The sequence below is a fragment of the Microcoleus sp. A2-C3 genome (assembly GCF_036706065.1).
In the GTDB taxonomy this organism is placed as follows: domain Bacteria; phylum Cyanobacteriota; class Cyanobacteriia; order Cyanobacteriales; family Microcoleaceae; genus Microcoleus.
This window is the reverse complement of the sequence record NZ_JAUBVX010000071.1, coordinates 1-21,796: the sequence shown is the minus strand read 5'-3', so window position 1 is coordinate 21,796 and position 21,796 is coordinate 1. Positions and strand designations below refer to the sequence as shown.

Genomic DNA, 21,796 nt, shown 5'->3' with positions numbered 1-21,796 from the left:
ATCCTGCCTTTAAATCACCAAATCTGTAATTAACGGCAAATGATCGGAACCGACTTTTGGGCCTGTATGAATATTCAAAACACCAATTTCTTTGCTGACTAAGAAATGATCGATCGGAATATAAACCAGCGGCATAAAAGTCGGCCAAGTCGGTAAAATGCCAAAGCCCGATCGCGCATTGTGCAGTTTTCCAGTTTTTACCATATTTTTGTAGAACGGCGACCACATTGTGGTATTGAAATCCCCAACCACAATCAGCGGATTTTTGACTTGGGCTGCATACTCGCCGATGGCTGCTAGCTGTTGATTGCGATCGATAAAACTCTGCTGTTTGATCGGCACAGTCGGATGAACAAGAATCAAAGAAATAGTTTTACCTTGAAATTTAACATCCGCAGATAAGCTCTTTCTTTGCTGTGAAAAAGCTTTAACAGAGGCGTTTTCTAAAGGCAGCTTGCTGTAGATTGCACTGCCAAATCTCTCCGATTCTTGCAGGTTGGAAGAGTAAGGGAACATCTCGCTTAAAACGGCTAACTTCTTCGCCCAAACTGTGCTAACTTCCACAAAAACCGCGATATCAGGCTGTTCTCTTTTGACCAGTGAGATCACATCAGCATATCGCTGATTACTCGTTAAAACATTTGAATGCAAAATCCGCAAGTTTTGTCCGGGAGCCGCTCCTGCTAATGCTGGCGCTGGAAAATACCAAGGAACAATTTCTGCCAAATTAATGATTATACAAAATGCGCTCACCAGCAACCAGATTTTTTTTGAGCGCACCAGAGCGAAGAATATAAAAATAGATATACCGATTAACATATATTGTAGTTTAAAATGAGAATTTAATTCAAAAAGTAGGTTAAATTCTCCTAAGTAACCTGCGATTGACAATACTGAATCTACAATTGCTGCCAGAATAAACCATTTCAAAAATATGTACTTCAAGCCAATGATTTTGCTATTGCTGTGCAGCACTGCCCATTTAAGCTTAATTTTGAGGTCGTTGGTAATCGGCAATTTGTCAATTTCTATTACCAATTCTTCTGGCTGTTCCAAATCTCGCCGCTTTAGATAAGACCTCACCAGCAAGCTATCTACCACAAAATAACTAAAATAATTGGCAACAAATCCTGCAATTACCAACACACTTAAACCGCTGAGCACACCAAAGGAAGCGCCTACTTTCCTCAAACCAGACCAGACGGCTGCATCACCTGTTTTACCTGTAGCTACTATGGCGATCAATAACATTAAAGCAGGTAATGCGATCGTGATTATATTTCTAGCGAGATAGTCCATTATACAATTTTAGATTTTAGCTTGTAGTGTACACTGCACACAGGTTGACTTAATAGCTGTTTTATAAAATCGGATACTCTTTAAATTTCATAGATTTCTAACGGTAAGTTGTCGGGATCTCTGAAAAATGTAAAGCGTTTTTCTGTAATTTCGTCAAGGCGAATTTCTTCTACTTCTACTTGTTGGGATTTTAAGTAAGCAACTGATGCTTCTATGTCCTCAACTGCAAAAGCTAAATGTCTTAAACCGCAAGCTTCAGGATTGTTCACTCTTGCGGGAGGATGGGGAAATGAGAACAGCTCAATCATCGCGCTGCTGTTTCCGACTTGCAAATCTAGTTTGTAAGAATTCCTTTCGCTGCGGAAAGTTTCTGTGATAATCGAACATCCCAATACTTCTACATAAAACTTTTTTGATGCTTCGTAATCTGAGCAAATAATCGCTACATGATGTATTGCTTTTATTTTCATTTGAAAAAAGTTAGTTATTTTTTTTCAACAGCACAGCAGGTTATTGACAATTATATTGGACTCCGCAACAAAACCTGCTAAATTCAGCGCGATCGCCCTTGATTTTCCCCCATCCAAATTTTAATCTGTAAAATTCTCCAAAAAAAAGCACCCTACTTTGATAAAATGAGAGTTTTGCAGTCAATCACCAAATTTGCATCTCAGGAGACAAGCACTATGGCCCGTATGTATTACGACACCGACGCTAACCTAGACCTCTTAGCCAACAAAACGATTGCTATCATCGGCTACGGTTCCCAAGGACACGCCCACGCCCTCAACCTCAAAGACAGCGGCATGAAAGTCATTGTCGGTTTGTATCCCGGTAGCAAGTCTGCCGCCAAAGCAACCGAGGCGGGTTTAACCGTTCACCCGGTAGACAAAGCAGCAGCCGCCGCTGACTTCATCATGATTTTATTGCCCGATGAAGTTCAAAAAACTATTTACAAAGAACAAATCGAACCGAACCTTTCAGCAGGAAATGTTTTAGCATTTGCTCACGGTTTTAACATTCACTTCGGCCAAGTTGTCCCCCCAGCCGACGTAGACGTAGTAATGGTAGCGCCCAAAGGCCCCGGACATTTGGTGCGCCGGACTTACGAACAAGGGGAAGGTGTTCCGAGTTTGTTTGCAGTATATCAAGATGCTTCCGGTCAAGCGCGCGATCGGGCAATGGCCTATGCTAAAGGTATTGGCGGCACCAGAGCCGGCATCCTAGAAACCACTTTCCGCGAAGAAACAGAAACCGATCTTTTTGGCGAACAAGTAGTTTTGTGCGGCGGTTTGAGCGCCTTAATTAAAGCTGGATTTGAAACCTTAGTTGACGCTGGATATCAACCAGAATTAGCTTATTTTGAATGTTTGCACGAAGTTAAACTTATCGTTGACTTAGTAGTAGAAGGAGGCCTCGCCAAAATGCGCGATAGCATCTCCAATACCGCAGAATACGGCGACTTAACTCGCGGCCCCCGCATCGTCACCGATGACACCCGCGCCGAAATGCGGAAAATTCTCAGCGAAATTCAATCCGGCCAATTTGCCCGCGAATTCGTTCTCGAAAACCAAGCCGGGAAACCTGGTTTTACCTCCATGCGCCGTCAGGAAGCAGAGCATCCGATTGAAGAAGTTGGTAAAGAATTGCGCGCCATGTTTAGCTGGTTGAAAAAGCACGGTTAATCAATTTGAGATTTGAGATTTTTAGTCCAATCCAAAATCTCAAGTGCTAACTAACCGTAGGGTGCGTCAGGAAGAAAATTCTTGAGTAGGTGGTCGCCACATTCAGACCTGACGCACCCTACAATAACTGAGATGCTCCCTTCTTCCTTCTTCCTTCTTCCTTCTTCCTTCTTCCTTCTTCCTTCTTGCAAAACTATCGACTGGGAGTAGGACTTTTTTGTAATTTCTCAATATCCCGTTCCCTTTGTTCGTTGAAATCTCTCGGTCTCAACCAACTTGGCCACAACCCGACGAAGAACTTTTTACTTGCTACGCTGGTATCTCTTATTGGTTTGGGGAGAAAAGTTAAACTGTCACCGTAAAGGGTAAACAGGGCTATAAACAGAATCAACAGCGGGATAACATTTTTTTTAGGCATGGCAGTTTGGGAGTTGAGTTTGTAAAAGTGCTTTTCTATATTTTGCCCTTGCACGGACAAAAAATATCAGCAACGGCTCAAAAATCTCACTAACCATAGGGTGCAGTTCTTGAGTTGGTACTCGCCACATTTAGCCGACAATGCGCACCCTACAAACTCAACTGGTGCGAATTTCGTACCCTACAAACTAATGACTACTGTCAACTGCCAACTGCCAACTGTCAACTGCCAACTGCCAACTGTCAACTGCCAACTGCCAACTGCCCACTGCCCACTGTCAACTGTCAACTGTCAATTGACTAATGACTAATGACTCTGCTGGATGAAAGTTTGCACGACTGCATTAGTTTCAGGGGAAATTTCTGTTACCAGGCGCACCGGAATTGCATTTGTTGAAGCAAATTGTGCGTATTCTGGCGTTAGAAAAATAGCATATTTGTCAGATTCATCTGTTAGTTGAGCAGCCATTGCCAGACTGATAACTTTAATATAATTGCGTATGCTCGCGGCTTGGTCGCCGACAACTTCATCGCCAGTAATTACTGTGCTCGGCCTACCAACTTGGTCTAAGGTTTTACTCGGATCTTTGACGCTTAAGTGGGTTCCTCCTACAAATCCGACTAGCCATTTGGGTGATGGAATTTTGGGGAATCCGGCAATTTGTTCGACTAAGGCTGGTGTTGTTTTGTCGGCAGAACCTGCTACTATTAATGTGGGGATTTGAATTGCACTTAAACCTGTTTCTCCAAATAGTAATGATGTTGTGGGATTCATGACGATCGCCCTTTTAATCCTCGCATCCCGCAATTGATACCGTTCTTCGGGCAATCCAGCCGCCGCGCACTGAATGCCTTCGCCCAAGCTAAACCCAATCAAATCGCCCTGACAGCGCTGTTTGAGCCCGCTCAATTGCAGTTCGGCACCGGCTACGGACAAGGCTGTTGCGCCGCCGAAGGAATAGCCAATGATCATCGATCGCTCGATCGCGATTTTCCCCTGCAAATTATCATTGGTTTGGTTCAATTTTGCCAGTTCGTCAAGCACAAAACTGATGTCCTTGGGACGGTCTAAAAACTCTTGAGGAGCTAATAACCGAGACTTACCCGCGATCGCAGCATTAGTGTTCGTTTCGTTGCTTCCCGGATGTTCCAAAGCAGCCACCACATAGCCGTAGGACGCTAAATGCTCCGCCAAATAGCGCAAATCCGTGCGGACTGAGCCCAAACCATGAGAAAAGACGATCGTTGGTTTGTCAGCCGTCGCAGCTTTCGACCAGTAGACATCAACCGGAATGCGCCGATTGCGGGCGCTATCGTTCAAATCTAGCTGCAATACCTGCACCGAATTCGGGCCCGGTAGGCTAGGGTCGAAAGGCGGGTTAAACGTGGATTTAGTGGCTGCTAACTGAGGTGCGATCGCGGCCATAAACCGCTGAGTTTGCCAAAAACCCGCGTTCAAATTTCCCAAAACTGAGAAAGCTCGATCGAGATCCACGACTACCCGCGAACTCGGATAAGATTCTATAAAACTCAATACCGATAAGCCTTCCGGCGCGTTCGCACCCAACACCAAAGCCGATCGCAGCGCTTGGACACCCGCACCGTCGCGCCTCGGTATAACAGTAGTCAAATCAGTCAGGATCGCACTCCCGATGCGCGTATTTAGCAAGTTGCTCAAACCGACTACATTGAGGGGGATGTTCGCTTTTAGCGCGCCCAAGATTTGACTCCGCTGTGCGTCAGACAGAAGATTGGCGTAAGCTTGCAGTCTTGCGGGTACTTTGCCGGTTTTTGCGAGTTCGCGCAAATCTGCAACGGATATTGACGATTCTAAAAAACCTTTGCGGATAACAACGGTTTCTGCAGCTTTTGCAGAGGATGTGACGCTGCTGAAAGTGCCGATCGCGATCGCGCTACAAACGCTCACCATTGACGAAAACCATTTTAAATGGGGTCTAATGCTCATTTTTGCCTGATTCAACTAGAAACTATATCACTATATTCTCAGAAGTCTCTCAGATACCGAAAAATTGCCTCAGATGTCGAGAAATTGTGTTGAAGTGCGATCTAATTTTTGTAGAATTTTTTGTATTAGTGCGATCGGCTTTGCTCGAAGGGCTTCCATAACCGAAAGCCAACAAGGACGATCGCACAACCTTAAAAAAAACACAGATGAGCCCATTGCACTATACCTCTTGTACTCAATCGCACACAAGATCGAAAGCATCTGCGTCCATCAGTGTTTATCAGCTTAAAATCTGCGGTTAACCGGCTCGATAGAATATTTATCCAACTCAAGTATACTTTGCTTGTCGCTGCTAATCCAATACAGTTCAGATAAGCCAGCAAGCGAGAGTAAAACCGCTGTAAAAATAGACTCTCTCTCTTGCATTTTAACCGCAGATGAATGCAGGTCGATCAGACGATCTACGGTTAAAATATTACAAGAAAACTAGCGGGATGCGGAAAGCGAGCGTGACTTTAGTCCGCTCGATGAAAGCGGGCGGGGACTTCAGTCCCCTTCAGTCTTTCTTATAAACTATTGTAACAAATTGCATCTACTTTACGCCAACTCTGTTATCGTAATTGTCTTGTGATGAGGTCGAAGTCATGCTAGTTTTTGAATTCAAAACTTATGGAAAGCGACAGCAGTTTGATGCTGTCGATCAAGCAATTAGAACAGTACAATTCATCCGAAACAAAGCAATTCGCTTGTGGATGGATAGCGAGAAGATTGATAGAAACGATCTAAGTAAATACTGTGCAGTATTAGCGAAAGAATTTCCGTTTTGTGATGACCTAAACAGCATGGCTCGACAGGCAAGTGCAGAAAGATCGTGGTCTGCGATTTCTCGGTTCTACGACAACTGCAAGAAGAAAACCCCCAGCAAAAAGGGATTTCCACAGTTCCAAAAGGACAACCGCTCAGTCGAATATAAAACTAGCGGTTGGAAATTGGCGATAAATAGGAAGTCTATCACTTTCACTGACAAACAGGGAATTGGGAAACTGAAACTGAAAGGGACGCGCGACTTGCATTTCTACCAAATCACTCAAATTAAACGAGTCAGATTGGTAAAACGTGCAGACGGCTACTACGTTCAGTTTTGTATTCAAGTTGACCATTCCGAAAATGTGGAAATCACTGGAAATGCCATTGGACTAGATGTGGGATTAAAAGAATTCTACACCGACTCCAATGGAATTGCAGTTGAAAATCCACGATTCCTCCGCAAGGGAGAGCGTAGGTTGAAAAAGTCCCAGAGACGAGTTTCAAAGCGCGTCAAAGGGTCTAACAACAGAAAAAGGGCTAGAGTGATACTAGGAAAACGCCACCTCAAAATAAGTAGACAACGTAAAGATTTTGCTGTGAAATTAGCAAGATGCGTAATCCAGTCTAACGACTGTGTAGCCTACGAAGATTTGAGGATTAAAAATATGGTGAAGAATCACTGTCTAGCGAAATCGATCAACGACGCATCTTGGTATATGTTTCGAGTTTGGATGGAATATTTCGGCAAAGTATTCGCAAGAATTACGATTGCCATTTCACCTAATGGAACAAGCCAAGAATGCTCTAACTGCGGAACGATTGTGAAGAAAAGTCTATCAACACGAACGCACGTTTGTAGATGTGGATGTGTTTTAGACAGGGATCATAATGCAGCTAGAAACATCCTCAGTCGGGGATTAAGTACGGTAGGGCATACCGGAACTTGGGGTAGCAATACCTTAAACGCTTGTGGAGAATTGACCGCTACCGATGTTGAAGTAATTCTGCATCGGCAAGTCGATTCGTAGAAACAAGAATCGAGCGTGGCTTTAGCCCGCTTGAGTGTCAATTAAGATTTGGGGAAATAAACAACAAGCATCGAAAGATCTTGATGAGCGCGGGCGATCAATTCCGGTTCTTTAAGAGTTCCCGGTTGTTCCCACAAATTCTGCTGCTGATAAATTGTTGGTAAAATCAGCAAATCATGTTCTAACAACTGGTGCGAAACCTGCTTGACAAAATTTCCCCGCACCCGATTTATCGGTATCTCAGAAAGAATTTCTACCTCAGTGGCATTTTTGTTAGCTTGTTCCCGTTTTGTCGCCACTAACAGCACTTGCAAAGTCGCCTTAAGTTCGTCTGCTAAACTCTTAGCAATATCCACGGTTTCCGCAAATCCAAACCGAGTCAAATCGCTGTCAGTTATCGCCAAAACAACTCTGGCTGTATTCTGGATAGGATGGGGAAATCGAGCAATCATTACCGGTACGGGCGATCGCTTCACTATATTGTCAATGATGTTGCCAAAAAAATTGTCGCGAGTCGTGGAAAATCCCTTCCAACCGCAAACAATTAAACTAGCCTCGCGTTCGGTTGCGCTCCGCAGAATTCCGCGATCGATCGCATCATCTATCCTCGCGATCGGTTCCACCGCACAATCAGCCGCGTTAGCCACAGTTTCCGCCGCCCTCAAAAGTTGAGTTTGCTGCATTTTTTGTGCCGGCGAAATTGGTTCCCCGCGATCGGACAAAATATGCAGAGGTAGCAAAGTTCCCTGAGCTGTTTTAGCTAAAATCAAAGCCAAACGTAGCAAATTATCTTCGGTATTCGGGTTAGCAACAGGTACTAAAACTCGATCTCCCCATGAATGCTTGGACGAAGCAACAGCCGGCAAACTAGACTCCGGCTCCTGCATTTGTTGACCCCACCGAGATACAATCCAAGGAGAAGCCACACAAGTTACTAAAATCATGAAAATGATGCCGTTCACCACTACGCGATCGACCAATTTAATCTCAAAAGCAACCGTAATTGCAGCCAAAGTAGAAGCAGCTTGAGCAGCAGAAAGACCGAACATTACCATAATATTCGGAAACTTAAAACCAAAGATTTTCCCCGGTATCCAAGCTGCCAAAAACTTGCTCAACAATTCTGCTACAATTATCACCCCCGCCACCAACAAAGACTGCGGCTGCTTCACCAAAATTAGCGGATCGATCAACATCCCCACAGAAATTAGAAAAAACGGCACAAACAGCGTATTCCCAATAAACTCAATCCGATTCATCAGCGGACTCATTTTGGGGATAATTTGAGTAATGGCAATTCCCGATAGAAACGCACCAATAATTGGCTCAATTTGAATCATTTCCGCTGCGTAAGAAACCAAGAACAGCGTAGCCAGTACAAACATGAATTCGGCGTTTTCATCGTGACCGAATTTCTTGAAAAACCAGCGACCGATTTTGGGGACACCCCACAAAGTAGCAAAAGTGTAGATAGCAAGAGATGGAATTAGAAACAGCCAAAAATCGAGAGTAAGATTTCCTTTGTGAGCTTTAACAACAATTGCCAGCACCAACAGTCCCAAGACATTTGTAATTAAAGTCCCGCCCAAAGTCGCAGTAATAGTCTGAGTTCGCATCAATCCCAATTTTGTCAGAATCGGTAGGGCTAAAAGGGTATGGGTAGCTAAACAAGAAGCGACTAAAATAGAAGCCAGCAAGCTATATCCCAATAGCAGCATTGCTCCAGTCCCCAATATCATCGGTAGGGCAAAAGTAGCCAGCCCAAATATGATAGCTTTGTCAGCATTTAGTTTGAGGTCATCGAGGCTAGTTTCCAGTCCCGCTAGGAACATCAAAAATAGCAATCCTACGGTTCCTAACAAAACCATAGTAGCGTCTCGTTCCAGCAAATTAATACCGTTGGGCCCGACAATTACGCCTGCAATAATCAAACCGACTATTCCCGGTAGTCGCAAGCGCTCAAATACTAAAGGGGCGATTAGCATGATTGCTAAAAGAACAAGAAAGACGGGAACTGGAGCGGTAATTGGACCGGAACCTAGCATAAATTTTTATCCTACATATTCATTCGCACAGAATTCTACCAATTTTTCCCTAAAAACTCTAAATATCTATCAATCTAAAGAGGGATTTTGGGAAAATTGCAGTTGTTATTGTTAATAACTACGATTGACCGGAATTGACCCGGTTTCTTCGCAAAATATCGGTTTGTAGTGAGGACTTTAGTCCTTATCTAAATCCGAGGACTAAAGTCCTCACTACAAACCTATTGAAAATCCAAAACCGGGAAAGGTTTTGCTGCTTCCATCTGCGCCGCCAAAGCAATTAAAGTTGCTTCCGCTGCCGGCCGCCCGATAATTTGAATGCCCACGGGTAAACCATTATCATCTAAAATTGCCGGAAGTGCGATCGCAGGCAAACCGCTAGCATTAAACGGCGGACAAGGAGCAACCCAATTAATAATCCGCTGCAAAGTTTCCTCACAACTCAAATCGGCCCACTCACCGATGCCAATGGTTGAGTGCATATAAGTTGGCAAAACTAAGACATCAAAATTTTCAAAGAATCCGACAATCCGCCGTGAAATAACCTGCATTTGATTCACCGCCCGCAGATATTCTCCAGCAGAAACAGTTCTTTCCAACAACCAGCGATTCATCGGTTCCAAAACCTTACCTGGAATGCCACTTGCTGCCGCCCCAGACTGCCAAATTACTGTAAAGGGTTCGATTAAACCCGTAAAATCAGGGCATCCCGGTTCGACATCGTGACCCAAATCTGCCAGTAATTTTACGGTATCGAGCACCGCTTGCTGACACACAGGCGCTGCCTCACCCACGGGAGCAATATTGGTAGAAAAAGCAATTCGCAGCTTGCCCAATTTTTCACTGGCAGCCTCTAGAAACGTGGGATTTGGGTCTGGTAGCCAGTACGGATCGCCGGTTGTGTACCCTGACATCACGTCTAAAAGTGCGGCCGCGTCAGCCACGGTACGCGCGAGAGGGCCGTTGGCAGAAATGCCGCTGAGATAATCTCCGACTGGTGCCCAGGAAACTCGCCCGCGCGAGGGTTTGATGCCGACTAAACCGCAGGCGGAAGCTGGGCCTCGGATCGAACCGCCGCCGTCTGAACCTTGGGCGATCGCGCATAAACCCGCCGCTACAGCCGCTGCTGAGCCGCCGCTGGAACCTCCGGGCGTGTAGCCTAAATTCCAGGGATTGCGCGCGGGCCGGAAACCTGGGGGCTCGGTGTAAGGCAATGAGCCGATTTGAGAGGTTGCTGTTTTGCCCAGAATGTTAAATCCGGCTGCTTTGATTCGCCAGACTACTGACTCGTTGTAGGGAGATATGTTACTGTGCAACGCCTGAACTCCGTAAGTACAGGGAATGTCGGCAACTGGTGTCAAGTCTTTGATCGCGATCGGCACTCCGAAAAATGGCGGCAATTCCTCTGACTTGTTTAAGCCTGCTAGGTGTTCGGTTTGCGCTGTCGCTAGTTCGATCGCCCGATCGGCCGTTACTGTAAAATAACTACCAAGCTGATGGTTTAATCGATCGATCCGTTCCAAGTACAGATTGACAATTTCTAGAGGCGACACTTCCCGATCGCGGATCGACTTCGCTAATTCTAGGGCTGGAGTAAAAGCCCGATCGACAGAATTCATCGGTTTAAGTCCTTAACAATTTTATTGAGTATCAATTTATACTTTTAGATCGAATGTAAAATATTGGCTGGAAAAAAAATATTTCCCATGTCAAAAATCCATATTCGATAGTAGCTCGATTTGACTCGCATCCTGCAAGGGGCAGAATATTTCCTTACGGGTGCAGCAGTGTGCTCTTCTTTTGGGATAGACTGATCGAAAGAGTCAAGCTTTTGTGCAAGAGAGGCACAATGGCGATCGGCATTGTGCAACTTCCACAAATCCTCTGTTCGAGTCAGCCTTCTCAGCAAATCAAGGTAGCGCATATGACACAACAGCATCCGCCAGCACCTCGCCCACCCCTACCCGGAGCACCCCCACCACCAGGGCTGCCCCGCCCTCCAGCTCCAGGCGTTCCCAGAGCAGCAGGAATGCCGCCGGCCCCCCCACCGCCAGCACCAGCGCCCGCAGCACCAGCGCCCCAATCCTTCGCCACACCTAAAAACCCCAGCTCCAACAGCGGTGGAAATCCGACTTTGAAAGAGCTAGTCATCCGAGCCAAAGAAGAAGGAGTATCGGATCTTCATCTCGGAGTAAACGAATTTCCCCGCTTCCGCAAGCGCGGTGAGATTGGCGACATTGGCTATCCACCAACGGATTTGGATACATTTTTTGCCTGGCTGAGCGAGTGCATGAGCGATGAAGAAATTGAAATTTTCCAAAAAAACCTAGACTTTGACGGCGCTTTCGACTTCGGCTTTGTCCGCATTCGGATCAGTTGTATGGACTCCTTGGCAGGCCCGGCGATGGTGCTGCGGCTAATTCCTGCCAAAATATTGACAATGGAGGAATTGAACCTACCCGAAGTCTTTAAGAAAATATGTGGCTTCCACAAAGGGCTGATTTTGGTTACGGGCCCGACAGGTTCGGGCAAGTCTACCACCTTGGCCGCGATGATCGATTACATCAATAAGAATAAAGCCTACAACATCATTACGATCGAAGACCCGGTAGAATTCGTACACGAAAGCAAAAAATCCTTGATCAAGCACCGGGAAGTCGGCAGGCATACCCTCAAGTTTATTAATGCTCTCAAAGGCGCTCTGCGGCAAGACCCGGATATGCTGCTAGTAGGAGAAATTCGGGACAGAGAGACCGTGGAAATTGCCCTCAAAGCCTCTCAGACGGGTCACTTAGTTGCAGGAACCCTGCACACCAACAGTGCGGTTAAAACCCTGAACCGGATTCTGGATATGTTCGGGGCAGAAGAACAGGACGCCATACGGGTGTCAATTTCCGAATCCCTAGTGGCGATTATTGCTCAACTGCTGTGCAAAACCACAGATGGCAAACGCGCTGCTTTCCACGACGTTATGATTAATACTGACGTGGTTAAGGAATACATTCTGAAAGGGCAGAATGAGGAAATCAATCAAATCATGATCAAAGATACTTATGAAGGCATGACGACGATGAATAAGTCGCTTTATGGTCTTTATCAAGAAGGTCGGATTACCGAAGAACTTGCTGTAGAAAACTCGCCGTTCCCGAACGAAATGGCTCAGATGCTCCGAGGTCGAGTTTAAAAATCGAGTTTAAAAATCGAGAGTTAACAGTTAACAGTTAACTTTTAATTGTTAACCGTTAACTGTTAACTTTAATTGGTGTACTTTATTGAAGGTCGATCGCCCGATTTTGCCGAAAATTTTCAAAGGCATTGCACTATTTACACCAGGGGGAGACTTAATCTATTGCATAGATCCCCGCAAGCAAACTCAGTGGCACTTGCAGTTGTGCGTAGCTCTACAGGAGATACTCGGTTTGTCGGAACCGCCACATTTTCTGATACCTTGCTATACGGCAACCATTGACTGCTGGCGCGATCGCAGCGATCTACAGTTGCGGGTTGCAGCCGAGGCATACCCCCTGGTGCTGCGACATCAAACACTGCTGAATGCCATTTTTGGCACTGGGGACTTGGTTTGGGAGGCCCGCAGCGACGAAATCTGCGAACCAATGGCGATCGCAACTTATCATGAACAATTCCCCGAACTTTGGGAAAATCACGATTTAGTTGTACAATTTCCGGTCGCCCAAGGTCGATCGGACTCCCATAGTTCCACAATCATACCTCCCTCCCGCTTCCGGCAATCTCCGCTCTTACCGCCCACCAAACCAACAGCACTCACCCCACCGCCACCAACTCAAGGGTACGTTTTACGCCTATTTGTTTCCGGGAGCAACCCCAGCACCGAACGTACCCTCGAAACTTTATACCAATTCCTAGAGCAATGTCTCGATCGCCCCTACACATTGAAAGTAATCGATGTCTTGAAACATCCCGAACAAGCTGAAGCAGATCAGATTTCAGCAACACCTACATTGATTAAAATCTGGCCGAAACCCGTGCGGCGAATTGTCGGCGAATTGAACGATACCGAAAAAATAGTGCGGCTGCTGAGCAATTCAGAATTTTAGATTTGTGCGATTATTAGAAGACCAGGCGGTTGAAACCGCGTCTACACAAACAAAACCCGGATGGTGCGCGGGTTGAAGAGTGCAGGGTTAAAATCACCCGATCTTATTAATTTTCTTCAGATCGGGCGGTTTCAACCGTACGTCCGATCTCAACCAGGAAGACAAACATCCGGCGCGCACAAATCGGCGAAATCTAAAGTTGTGACCTCCAGCGTATCCAACTCAACTCGCCGAATAGCATGATTGTTCGTATCAGCAACAAACAAATGAGACCCGATCGCACTTAAGCCAGAAGGTTCAAAAAATCGAGCCTTGAGACCCGTAGCATCAACCAAACCTGCTTTACCATCTCCAATCATCGTGATACAGGTACCCCCCCGGTGGTCAATCCGCTTAATTTTGTGATTATAAGTATCAGCAACCCACAGATAATTTTGAGCATATTCAACACCTAAACAGTGCTGCAACCTGACTTCATCACCGCGGCCATCTTTATCCCCAAAACCAAACAATTCACCACTACCGCAGACAGTACGAACCTTTGGATCTTCATCAATACCAACAGCCCGAATCGAACTAATTTCGCTGTCAGCCACAAACAACTCCAATCGATCCGTAGCCAGGCCGCTGGGCTGCGAAAAAGCAGATTCTGCCAGATTCCCATCAACACAGGATTCTCGACCAATACCCGCATAAGTGCCGATCGTACCAGTATCTAACTGCATCTCCCAAATTTGGTGCGAGCCCGCCATAGCGATAAAAAGTCGCTCGCCAACTCTTTCTAAATCCCAAGGCGAATTCAATTGCGTCTCTAAAGCCTTGCCACTACGAGGTGAAATTTCCTGACTTTGTTCGCCAGTACCAGCAACAGTTTGCACCCGTTGAGTCGTAAAGTCGATCGTTCTGAGAGCGTGATTTTCCGTATCAGCAACATAGAGAATTTGACTTTCTGCATCAAAAGCCATACCTTGAGGAGCAAAAAACTCAGCCTCTTCAAAGTTGCCATCAGTTAAACCCGGTTTCCCAGTACCAATGACGTGCAACACCTCACCTTCGGTACTACTGACAACAATTCGATTGTGTCCAGAATCTGCAACAAACAAGCAAGAACCGACCAAGCTTTGTTGAACAGAGTTCGCAGGCCCCGGCAGTACAGTTTCATCTACAGATTGATTGTCCTCAGTCATTTCGCCCAAAAGCGCCTCATGTTGGTGAAGCTGTTTTGCCTCCGTTGAAGTAATGGCAAATGCCAGCACTTTACCGGGAAAAGCCAAGGGAGTTGACAGAGGTTTGCGCTGTTTTTCTAAACTGAAACGAAGTTCTTTAAAGGCGATCGCATTTTTATCCTTATATTCAGTAATTAACTTGCCAACTAACTGGTCAAGTGCTTCTCTATTGCCCTCGCCGGAAACAAAGCCGACGACATAACTTTCGGGATCGATCACCATTAAAGTCGGCCAAGCGCGAACAGCGTAGCTTTGCCAAACTTTCATGCCGCTGTCTACAATTACCGGATGTTCAATATCGTAGCGGAGGATAGCTTGACGGATATTTTCTACTTCTTTTTCGTTTTCAAACTTAGCCGAGTGCACGCCGATAACTGTCAGGGAATCTTTATATTTTTGTTCGAGGTATTTTAAGTCTGGGAGGACGTGCAAGCAGTTGATGCAGCAGTACGTCCAGAAGTCTAGGAGGACGACGCGCCCTTTTAACGATGCAATGGATAAAGGTTTCTCGGTGTTAAGCCAGGGGTATTTTACGGGGAATTCTGGTGCTCTGACGCGGGGCATGGGATCTCCTTGGTGGGGCGTGAATGATTTTTACCTTCTTTAATTTAGCGGGAAGTTTCACCGGATGGGGGAAAAGCTGGTTAAAGCTGGGCTTTTGGAGACAGCCAAGATGCCATTGCCACAATAAATAGGAGGAAATTGACATACTCCCCATGCCTAAAGGCGAGGGGATTCTAAACCTAGACTAAAAGAAATTAGATAGGTTTAGGCTTAGCACTTCATCGCCCGATACTACCGAAGTAGTTTTACTCAAGCTCTGTGCCCGTTTAGAGTCGTGGCGATGCCCCATCCCGACTTTTTCTATGTTTTTGGCCGCGTTTAGATCGCGATCGTGTTTAGCCCCACAATTCAGACATTGAATAGAGCGAACAGAAAGGCTGATTTTGCCCCATCTAAACCCGCAGTCTGAGCAAGTCTGAGAGGTAGGTTCCCATCGAGAAATTACCTTAAATTCTCTGCCATACTTCTCAGATTTGCCCTCACAAAGCGTTCTGAATTCTCCCCATCCTTGCTGACTGATTGCCCGTGACAATTTCCGGTTTTTAACCATGCCTGCTACGTTTAAATCTTCTAAGATGATTGTTTGGTTTTCACTCACCAACTTAGTCGATAGTTTGTGCAAAAAGTCTTTTCGGGTATCAGCAATTTGGTTGTGCAGTTTGGCAATTTTCAGCCTAGTTTTATTCCGACGTTTTGAGGTTTGAACTTGGCGGGCAAATTTACGCTGCAACCTACGAATTTTGCGGTCTAGCACCTTGTAGTTTGGACTTTGTGCGTTTGTACCATCACTCATTGCAGCGAAGGTTTTAATGCCCAAATCTATACCGATGCTTTGGTTCTTAGCCTCGATATAGATGGGCAAAACTTCTACAACAAAGCTTAGAAAGTATCTGTTTGCACAATCCTTGATTATTGTTACAGAACTGGGTAGAGATGGCAGTTTTCTAGACCAAACGGGAAATACGTCCCCTATTTTTGCCAGATAAACCTCATTACCTCTCAATACAAAACCGTTGCGCGTTAACCTTGCTGATTGGCTGTTTGTCTTTTTTTTGAACTTAGGATAGCCGACTTTTTTTCCTTTTCTTTTCCCTGTGCAGGACTTGAAGAAATTGCTAAACGCAGTCTCTAAATCTGAGACAGATTGTTGTAGAGGGATAGCCGAAACTTCTCCCAACCATTCTCTTTCTACTGTCTTTTTAGCTAAAGTTAAAACTACTTTCTGCAATTCGGCAGAGCTGGGTTTTTTGTCTGACTGTTTGCAAATTCTTAGGGCATCATTCCAGACTACCCGAACACAGCCAAACAACTTAGCTAAGCTAATTCTTTGTTCAATTGTCGGATAGAATCTGTATTGATAACGCCCTTTCATTATTCTTCCTTTGTATTCTTACTTTACTATATCATAGTATACTAAACAATCAGGAAGATTGGGAAATTAATTTCAAGGCGGTTGAAACCGCGCCTGACTTCATCCCCATATCTGAAGCTAGGGGCTTTCGTCTCGTTTTTCTGCTAAAGTCCATTACCATTAATAGCGACCGCATAGTTTTATATTTTGGCATGGCACATCTTGACAATGATACCAAATTCGAGTTAAATCCAATTTACAGAGAGAGGGATCGCAACTCCCCTATATTTTAATTGCCCGAAGCAATACTTCGGACAGTTTTAGGCATGATCGAATATCTGAAACCCATACTGGCTCTAGTGTGGACTATTTTTTCAAAGTTTAAGTTTAGCCTTAAGTTTGAAAAAAAGATTAAAAATGCGAAGGCTTGCACTGTAAAGCTTACAGAGGCTTGAAAAAACTGTCCGAAGTATTGCGAAGGCGATCGCTCCTAAACCTGATTTAATTGAAGAGTCAGCAGGGCGATCGCCCCGTGAGACATTTATCCCGCGTCTGTCTCAACAGCAAACCCCAAACTCAGACCAAGCTTCCGCAATTGTAATTAACCACGTCACAGTACCTGGATACTAATCGGTATTTTGCACCCATCTTCATGTAAGTGTCAACACCAGGTACATCTATCAGAGTATCGGAAGTCTTTGCCACACAATCGCCATTGGTGTGTTAGTTTGCCGAGATTTAAGAGGACTCTATAACTAAGGACAAAATGATCGAAAACGCTTTATTAGATAAAGGTCTGATAGATACATCATCCCGACGTGAGGAAATTTGCCAGATTTTCGGTGAATCTTACGACCCCGATCGCTGGAAAGACTGGCGCTGGCAAATGCGGCATCGGTTGTGCAAGCTGGAACACTTTCAAGGTTTGCTACAGCTCGCTTCCGCCGAACAACGAGGACTTTCGATCGCCCCAGAAAAGTTTGCTGTAGCTGTGACACCGCACTTTGCGTCGCTGCTTGACCCGGAAGATCCCCTTTGCCCCCTGCGGTTGCAGGTGTTGCCAAGGGAGGAAGAACTGACAATCGATCCCGCAGATATGGTAGACCCATGCAGCGAAGACCACGACAGCCCAGTACCCGGACTGGTACACCGCTACCCCGATCGGGTGTTACTGCTTGCCCTAGACACTTGCGCTGCTTACTGCCGATACTGTACGCGATCACGTTTAGTCAGCCAAGGTGAGATGTACCCAGTGACGCGGCGGTTGGATGCGATCGTCGCCTATCTAGAGGCACACACCGAGGTGCGGGACGTGCTAATTTCCGGTGGCGATCCGCTACTAATGTCTGATGAACCTTTAGACAACTTACTTGGGCGGTTGCGTGCTATTCCCCACATAGAGTTTGTGCGTATTGGTTCCCGCGTGCCGAGTTTCTTGCCACAGCGAATTACACCGGAACTGGTTGCAGTGCTTCGCAAGCATCGCGTGTGGCTGTCCGTTCACTTTTGTCATGTGCGGGAACTTACCCCGGAAGTGGCGCAAGCTTGCGATCTGCTCGCTGATGGTGGCATTCCTCTAGGCAGTCAGACGGTGCTGCTCAAGGGTGTGAACGACTCCGAAGAAGCGCTCAAGAATCTGTTTCACGGTTTGCTCAAACTGCGCGTGCGACCTTACTATCTCTACCAATGCGACCCTGTTGTGGGTACTGCACATCTGCGGACGAGCGTCCAAACAGGTATCGATCTAATATCTAAACTGCGCGGTCATACCACTGGGTACGCGGTGCCAACCTATGTAATTGATGCTCCTGGTGGTGGTGGCAAAGTGCCAATTCAAGCTGACACCCTAATTGCTTACGAGAACGGCAAAACTACTGTGCGTAATTGGGAAGGCAAGACGTACACTTATTTAGATCCAGTATAGCAATGAGTATTACTAAAGGACTTGCTTCAATCTTCACTACGGATGTTGCCAGATTGAAAGATTTTTCTAAAAAAGAAATTCACTGTACTATAAACAGATGAGTAAAGTCAGCGTGTTTAACGAGTGGGATTCCCTCGAAGAAATTATTGTGGGACGTGCAACAAATGCACGCATTGCCTGCCCCGACCCAGGGCTGTTTGCTGTTGAATACCTAGAAGAATATGGCAGTATGCAGGACATTCCCTCTGGCCCCTATGACAATCAAGTAATTGAAGAAACTGAAGAAGACCTGGAGGAACTTGTACAAACACTTCAAAATCTTGGTGTGACCGTCCGGCGACCTGACATAGCAGATCATTCTGTCAAGTTTGCCACTCCAGATTGGCAATCAGATGGTCAATCAAACTATTGTCCCAGAGACCTTTTGGTGACAGTGGGGACTTGGATTATTGAAGCTCCTATGGCACTCCGTTGCCGTTTTTTTGAATCGCGATCGTACAAAACTATCCTAATAGATTATTTGCAAAGTGGAGCTAAATGGATTTCCGCTCCTAAACCGAGGCTAAGTAATGAAATTTACAATGTTCTAGATGCGAGTGCTTTGGCAATCAAAGACTATGAGCCGATATTTGATGCCGCGAATATATTGCGTTTAGGGCGAGATATTTTCTACCTAATCTCAGACACCGGGAATCAATGCGGGGCGTTATGGCTTCAAACTGTTTTGGGTGAAGATTATAGAATACATACTTGTGATAATATTTACTCTGGAACTCATGTAGACACCACAATTGTACCTATTCACCCTGGTTTAGTTGTAGTTAACGCCGAACGAGTTAGTCAACACAATCTACCAGAGTTATTCACAGGGTGGGATGTCATCTATTTAGATGATATTGTTGATATTGGTTGTTATAAAAGTACCTGTCTTGCCACGAAGTGGATTGGGATGAACCTCCTGATGGTGAATCCGAATCTCGCAATTGTTGATAAAGCTCAAACTCCGCTAATCAGAGAACTTGAGAAGCGTGGTGTTGATGTTATACCGTTGCAACTAAGACACGCGAGGACATTAGGAGGAGGGTTTCACTGTGTGACGCTTGATGTGCGACGCACAGGTTGGCTGGAAGACTATTATTTTTAGCACAATAAGCTGTTACGCATTTAAACGACTAACAAGGGAAGCGCGGGTGCGTCAGCTAGAACACTTACGCTTATAAGGGAAACGCTTATTACTGACGCACCCTACAATCTATTTTAAATGTTGAACAGCTTAACTTATCTGTTCGTTATGATTTTGGCAAAAATTTAAAAACAGAAAATTGGACAGTATGGGGCTTTTTATTGGTTTGTGTTATGACATTAAGGAAGAGTATCTTCAGAGCGGTTTGAGCGCCACCGATGTCATGGATTTCGAGGATGAAGAAACCATCATCGGGCTAGAAAATACGCTCTGCGGTTTGGGTCACAAAGTTGAACGAATCGGCAATGGTAGAGAACTTACTCTTAGGTTAGCAAAGGGCGATCGCTGGGATTTGATTTTCAACATGGCGGAAGGACTCAAAGGTCGCTCTCGCGAAGCACAAGTCCCAGCAGTCTGCGAATTATTCGCACAACCCTATACCTTTTCCGACCCGCTTACTTGCGCCCTGACCCTTGATAAGGCGCTGACTAAGCGCGTAGTTCGGGATTTCGGTCTACCGACAGCACCGTTTGCAATGGTGAGTACGCCCGCAGAGGCGGCGGCAGTATCCCTTCCCATGCCTTTATTCCTAAAACCGATCGCGGAAGGAAGTTCTAAAGGGATAACAGGAAAATCCCTAGTCAAAGAACGCCAAGATTTAGTTACAGTATATCAAGCGCTACAGGAAGAATTCAATCAACCCGTTCTGATAGAAACTTTTCTTCCCGGTAGGGAAATCGCGGTGGGTATTGTCGGTAACGGTAATCAAGCTAGAGTAATCGGCGTGATGGAAATAATTTTTACCGAAAAAGCAGAAACCGCTGCCTACACAGCCCTGAATAAAGATGAATATATCGATCGAGTATCCTATAGGTTGCTGACAGACCCCGAACCTCTAGCCGCACAAGCAAGGCAATTAGCGCTGGATGTTTACCGCTGTCTGGGTTGTCTGGATGCCTCTCGAATTGAGTTGCGCTGCGACGCGAGTGGTGAATTGCAGTTTTTGGAAGTGAATCCTTTATCGGGATTGCACCCGATTCGAGCGGATCTGATTATTATGGCGCGTCTGGCTGGAATAGAATATACAGAACTGATTGGTGAAATTGTAGAATCTGCATGGCAAAGGTATAAATCTTGATGCGTATGCGAGTCGCGATGCCCCTGATGAATTGGAGATATTTCAAATCAGTTAAGCCAAATTGTAGTACATCCAAACATTTGGTTCTATGTAAGACCCTTGATTGTTGGTATAGTCAATTTTTAGGGGTAATAATCCTCCAGGAATAATATAATCACCTGTTTCTGGAAAACGCATATTCACTCTGGCTTCCCAATTACTAATAGTATCGATAATACTTGCACTTTTAGGGCAAATACGAACCAGGTTAGCTCCGTTCCTAATATGAGTACGTAGCCAAGGATCGAAGGGAAGACCGTGTTCATTCTGCCAAGTGATATAGCGCTCCATAGGCGTGAGAGGATAGAGATGTTTCAGGGTTGGACGCGCAGGAACAATCAGCGAAGCAAGCTTGCGATCTTGAGCTATTTTCTTCATCTGTTGGAGCATAAAACTGCTTATTTGCCTACCGCGATATTCGGGTATGACGGTAATGGCGAGAGCACATAAAATATTAGGTTGATTACCTTGTGAATGGTCGGCAAGCGCCTGAGTCATCGCCCATGTAACACCTTCATCTGGCAACCGTTCAAAGTTTCCTTCCCATACTACGGGAACACAATTTCCAAGAGCAATCATCTGCTGCGTAGCTGTTTCTATTAGTGCATACCGATACTCTGGATAGACCTGATATAAAGCAAAGGAATCTTTGTCGCCATCAAAGTCATGCGGGAATACTCCAGACCAGGCTTGCTCGAAGAAAGCTATACTTCTTTCATAAAAGTTCGGCATTTCTAGTGCAGTTATTATATGAAAATTTAAGTCATCTTTCACAATTGTCACCTTTTTTTATTGAAGAAACGATATTTAATCTTGAGCTTGGTCGTTTGTTATAGCAACCGCCAAGGTGGTTAAGACGTTTGCTTATGGCTGAAACCATTGATTATATTCCCCTCTTCCCCTTTTCCCCTCTTACTCTCTTCCCCTAGCCCCTAGTCCCTAGCTATAGATAACCTGACATCACCATCCTCACTGTAGTTTAGACTAACTAAAGATGAGAACGGTGGCAAAAGAAGAACTAGAGCCACCGCGCCGGGAGAGAATGAGG

16 protein-coding genes are annotated in these 21,796 nt (G+C 45.4%); 7 read left to right on the top strand and 9 right to left on the bottom strand.

The genetic code is table 11. The features are described 5' to 3' along the window. Positions 1-9 precede the first annotated feature (9 nt). Together QUB66_RS26810 and gloA2 are read right to left on the bottom strand one after the other, a co-directional pair. The gene (locus QUB66_RS26810; protein ID WP_332970365.1) at positions 10-1,299 is read right to left on the bottom strand and encodes an endonuclease/exonuclease/phosphatase family protein; all 1,290 of its coding nucleotides are present in this window, start codon (positions 1,297-1,299) and stop codon (positions 10-12) included. 80 nt (positions 1,300-1,379) lie between these two features. After that, entirely contained in the window at positions 1,380-1,769 is a 390-nt protein-coding gene (gloA2, locus tag QUB66_RS26805; RefSeq protein ID WP_265239523.1) for an SMU1112c/YaeR family gloxylase I-like metalloprotein, read from the bottom strand. Positions 1,770-1,934: 165 nt separating this feature from the next. On the opposite strand from gloA2, the gene ilvC reads away from it, so the two are divergent. Next, positions 1,935-2,984, top strand: coding sequence for a ketol-acid reductoisomerase (gene ilvC, locus QUB66_RS26800; RefSeq protein ID WP_265239522.1), 1,050 nt, complete (start codon positions 1,935-1,937; stop codon positions 2,982-2,984). A 102-nt stretch (positions 2,985-3,086) separates the two neighbouring features. On the opposite strand, the gene QUB66_RS26795 is transcribed toward ilvC, so the two are convergent. Both QUB66_RS26795 and QUB66_RS26790 read right to left on the bottom strand, forming a co-directional pair. After that, entirely contained in the window at positions 3,087-3,215 is a 129-nt protein-coding gene (locus QUB66_RS26795; RefSeq protein WP_332970366.1) for a hypothetical protein, read from the bottom strand. Between the two features lie 493 nt (positions 3,216-3,708). After that, positions 3,709-5,367 (bottom strand): alpha/beta hydrolase, encoded by a 1,659-nt coding sequence (locus tag QUB66_RS26790; protein WP_332970367.1) that lies wholly within the window; start codon positions 5,365-5,367, stop codon positions 3,709-3,711. 644 nt (positions 5,368-6,011) lie between these two features. Between QUB66_RS26790 and QUB66_RS26785 the strand changes: the two genes are divergently transcribed. Beyond that, positions 6,012-7,202, top strand: coding sequence for an RNA-guided endonuclease InsQ/TnpB family protein (locus QUB66_RS26785; protein WP_332970368.1), 1,191 nt, complete (start codon positions 6,012-6,014; stop codon positions 7,200-7,202). Positions 7,203-7,243: 41 nt separating this feature from the next. Here the strand turns inward: QUB66_RS26785 and QUB66_RS26780 are convergent, their stop codons facing one another. Next, entirely contained in the window at positions 7,244-9,187 is a 1,944-nt protein-coding gene (locus tag QUB66_RS26780) for a cation:proton antiporter domain-containing protein (RefSeq protein ID WP_442923332.1), read from the bottom strand. Positions 9,188-9,468: 281 nt separating this feature from the next. Then, the gene (locus tag QUB66_RS26775; protein ID WP_332970370.1) at positions 9,469-10,866 is read right to left on the bottom strand and encodes an amidase; all 1,398 of its coding nucleotides are present in this window, start codon (positions 10,864-10,866) and stop codon (positions 9,469-9,471) included. A 305-nt stretch (positions 10,867-11,171) separates the two neighbouring features. On the opposite strand from QUB66_RS26775, the gene QUB66_RS26770 reads away from it, so the two are divergent. Both QUB66_RS26770 and QUB66_RS26765 read left to right on the top strand, forming a co-directional pair. Further along, positions 11,172-12,431, top strand: a complete 1,260-nt coding sequence (locus QUB66_RS26770; protein ID WP_265239568.1) for a type IV pilus twitching motility protein PilT — start codon at positions 11,172-11,174, stop codon at positions 12,429-12,431. An 88-nt stretch (positions 12,432-12,519) separates the two neighbouring features. Then, complete coding sequence (locus tag QUB66_RS26765; RefSeq protein WP_265239518.1) at positions 12,520-13,323, top strand: circadian clock KaiB family protein; 804 nt, start codon at positions 12,520-12,522, stop codon at positions 13,321-13,323. Positions 13,324-13,472: 149 nt separating this feature from the next. Here the strand turns inward: QUB66_RS26765 and QUB66_RS26760 are convergent, their stop codons facing one another. Beyond that, entirely contained in the window at positions 13,473-15,113 is a 1,641-nt protein-coding gene (locus tag QUB66_RS26760; RefSeq protein ID WP_265239517.1) for a thioredoxin-like domain-containing protein, read from the bottom strand. Between the two features lie 184 nt (positions 15,114-15,297). Further along, entirely contained in the window at positions 15,298-16,485 is a 1,188-nt protein-coding gene (locus QUB66_RS26755; RefSeq protein ID WP_332970372.1) for an RNA-guided endonuclease InsQ/TnpB family protein, read from the bottom strand. Positions 16,486-17,230: 745 nt separating this feature from the next. On the opposite strand from QUB66_RS26755, the gene QUB66_RS26750 reads away from it, so the two are divergent. From QUB66_RS26750 to QUB66_RS26740, 3 genes are all read left to right on the top strand, one after another. After that, positions 17,231-18,388 (top strand): KamA family radical SAM protein, encoded by a 1,158-nt coding sequence (locus QUB66_RS26750; RefSeq protein ID WP_265239063.1) that lies wholly within the window; start codon positions 17,231-17,233, stop codon positions 18,386-18,388. A gap of 97 nt (positions 18,389-18,485) precedes the next feature. Further along, entirely contained in the window at positions 18,486-19,532 is a 1,047-nt protein-coding gene (locus tag QUB66_RS26745) for an inosamine-phosphate amidinotransferase 1 (RefSeq protein ID WP_332970373.1), read from the top strand. Between the two features lie 187 nt (positions 19,533-19,719). Continuing rightward, positions 19,720-20,709, top strand: a complete 990-nt coding sequence (locus QUB66_RS26740) for a D-alanine--D-alanine ligase family protein (protein WP_332970374.1) — start codon at positions 19,720-19,722, stop codon at positions 20,707-20,709. 51 nt (positions 20,710-20,760) lie between these two features. Here QUB66_RS26740 and QUB66_RS26735 read toward each other — a convergent pair whose 3' ends face one another. After that, entirely contained in the window at positions 20,761-21,522 is a 762-nt protein-coding gene (locus QUB66_RS26735; protein ID WP_265239060.1) for a hypothetical protein, read from the bottom strand. Between the last annotated feature and the right edge of the window lie 274 nt (positions 21,523-21,796).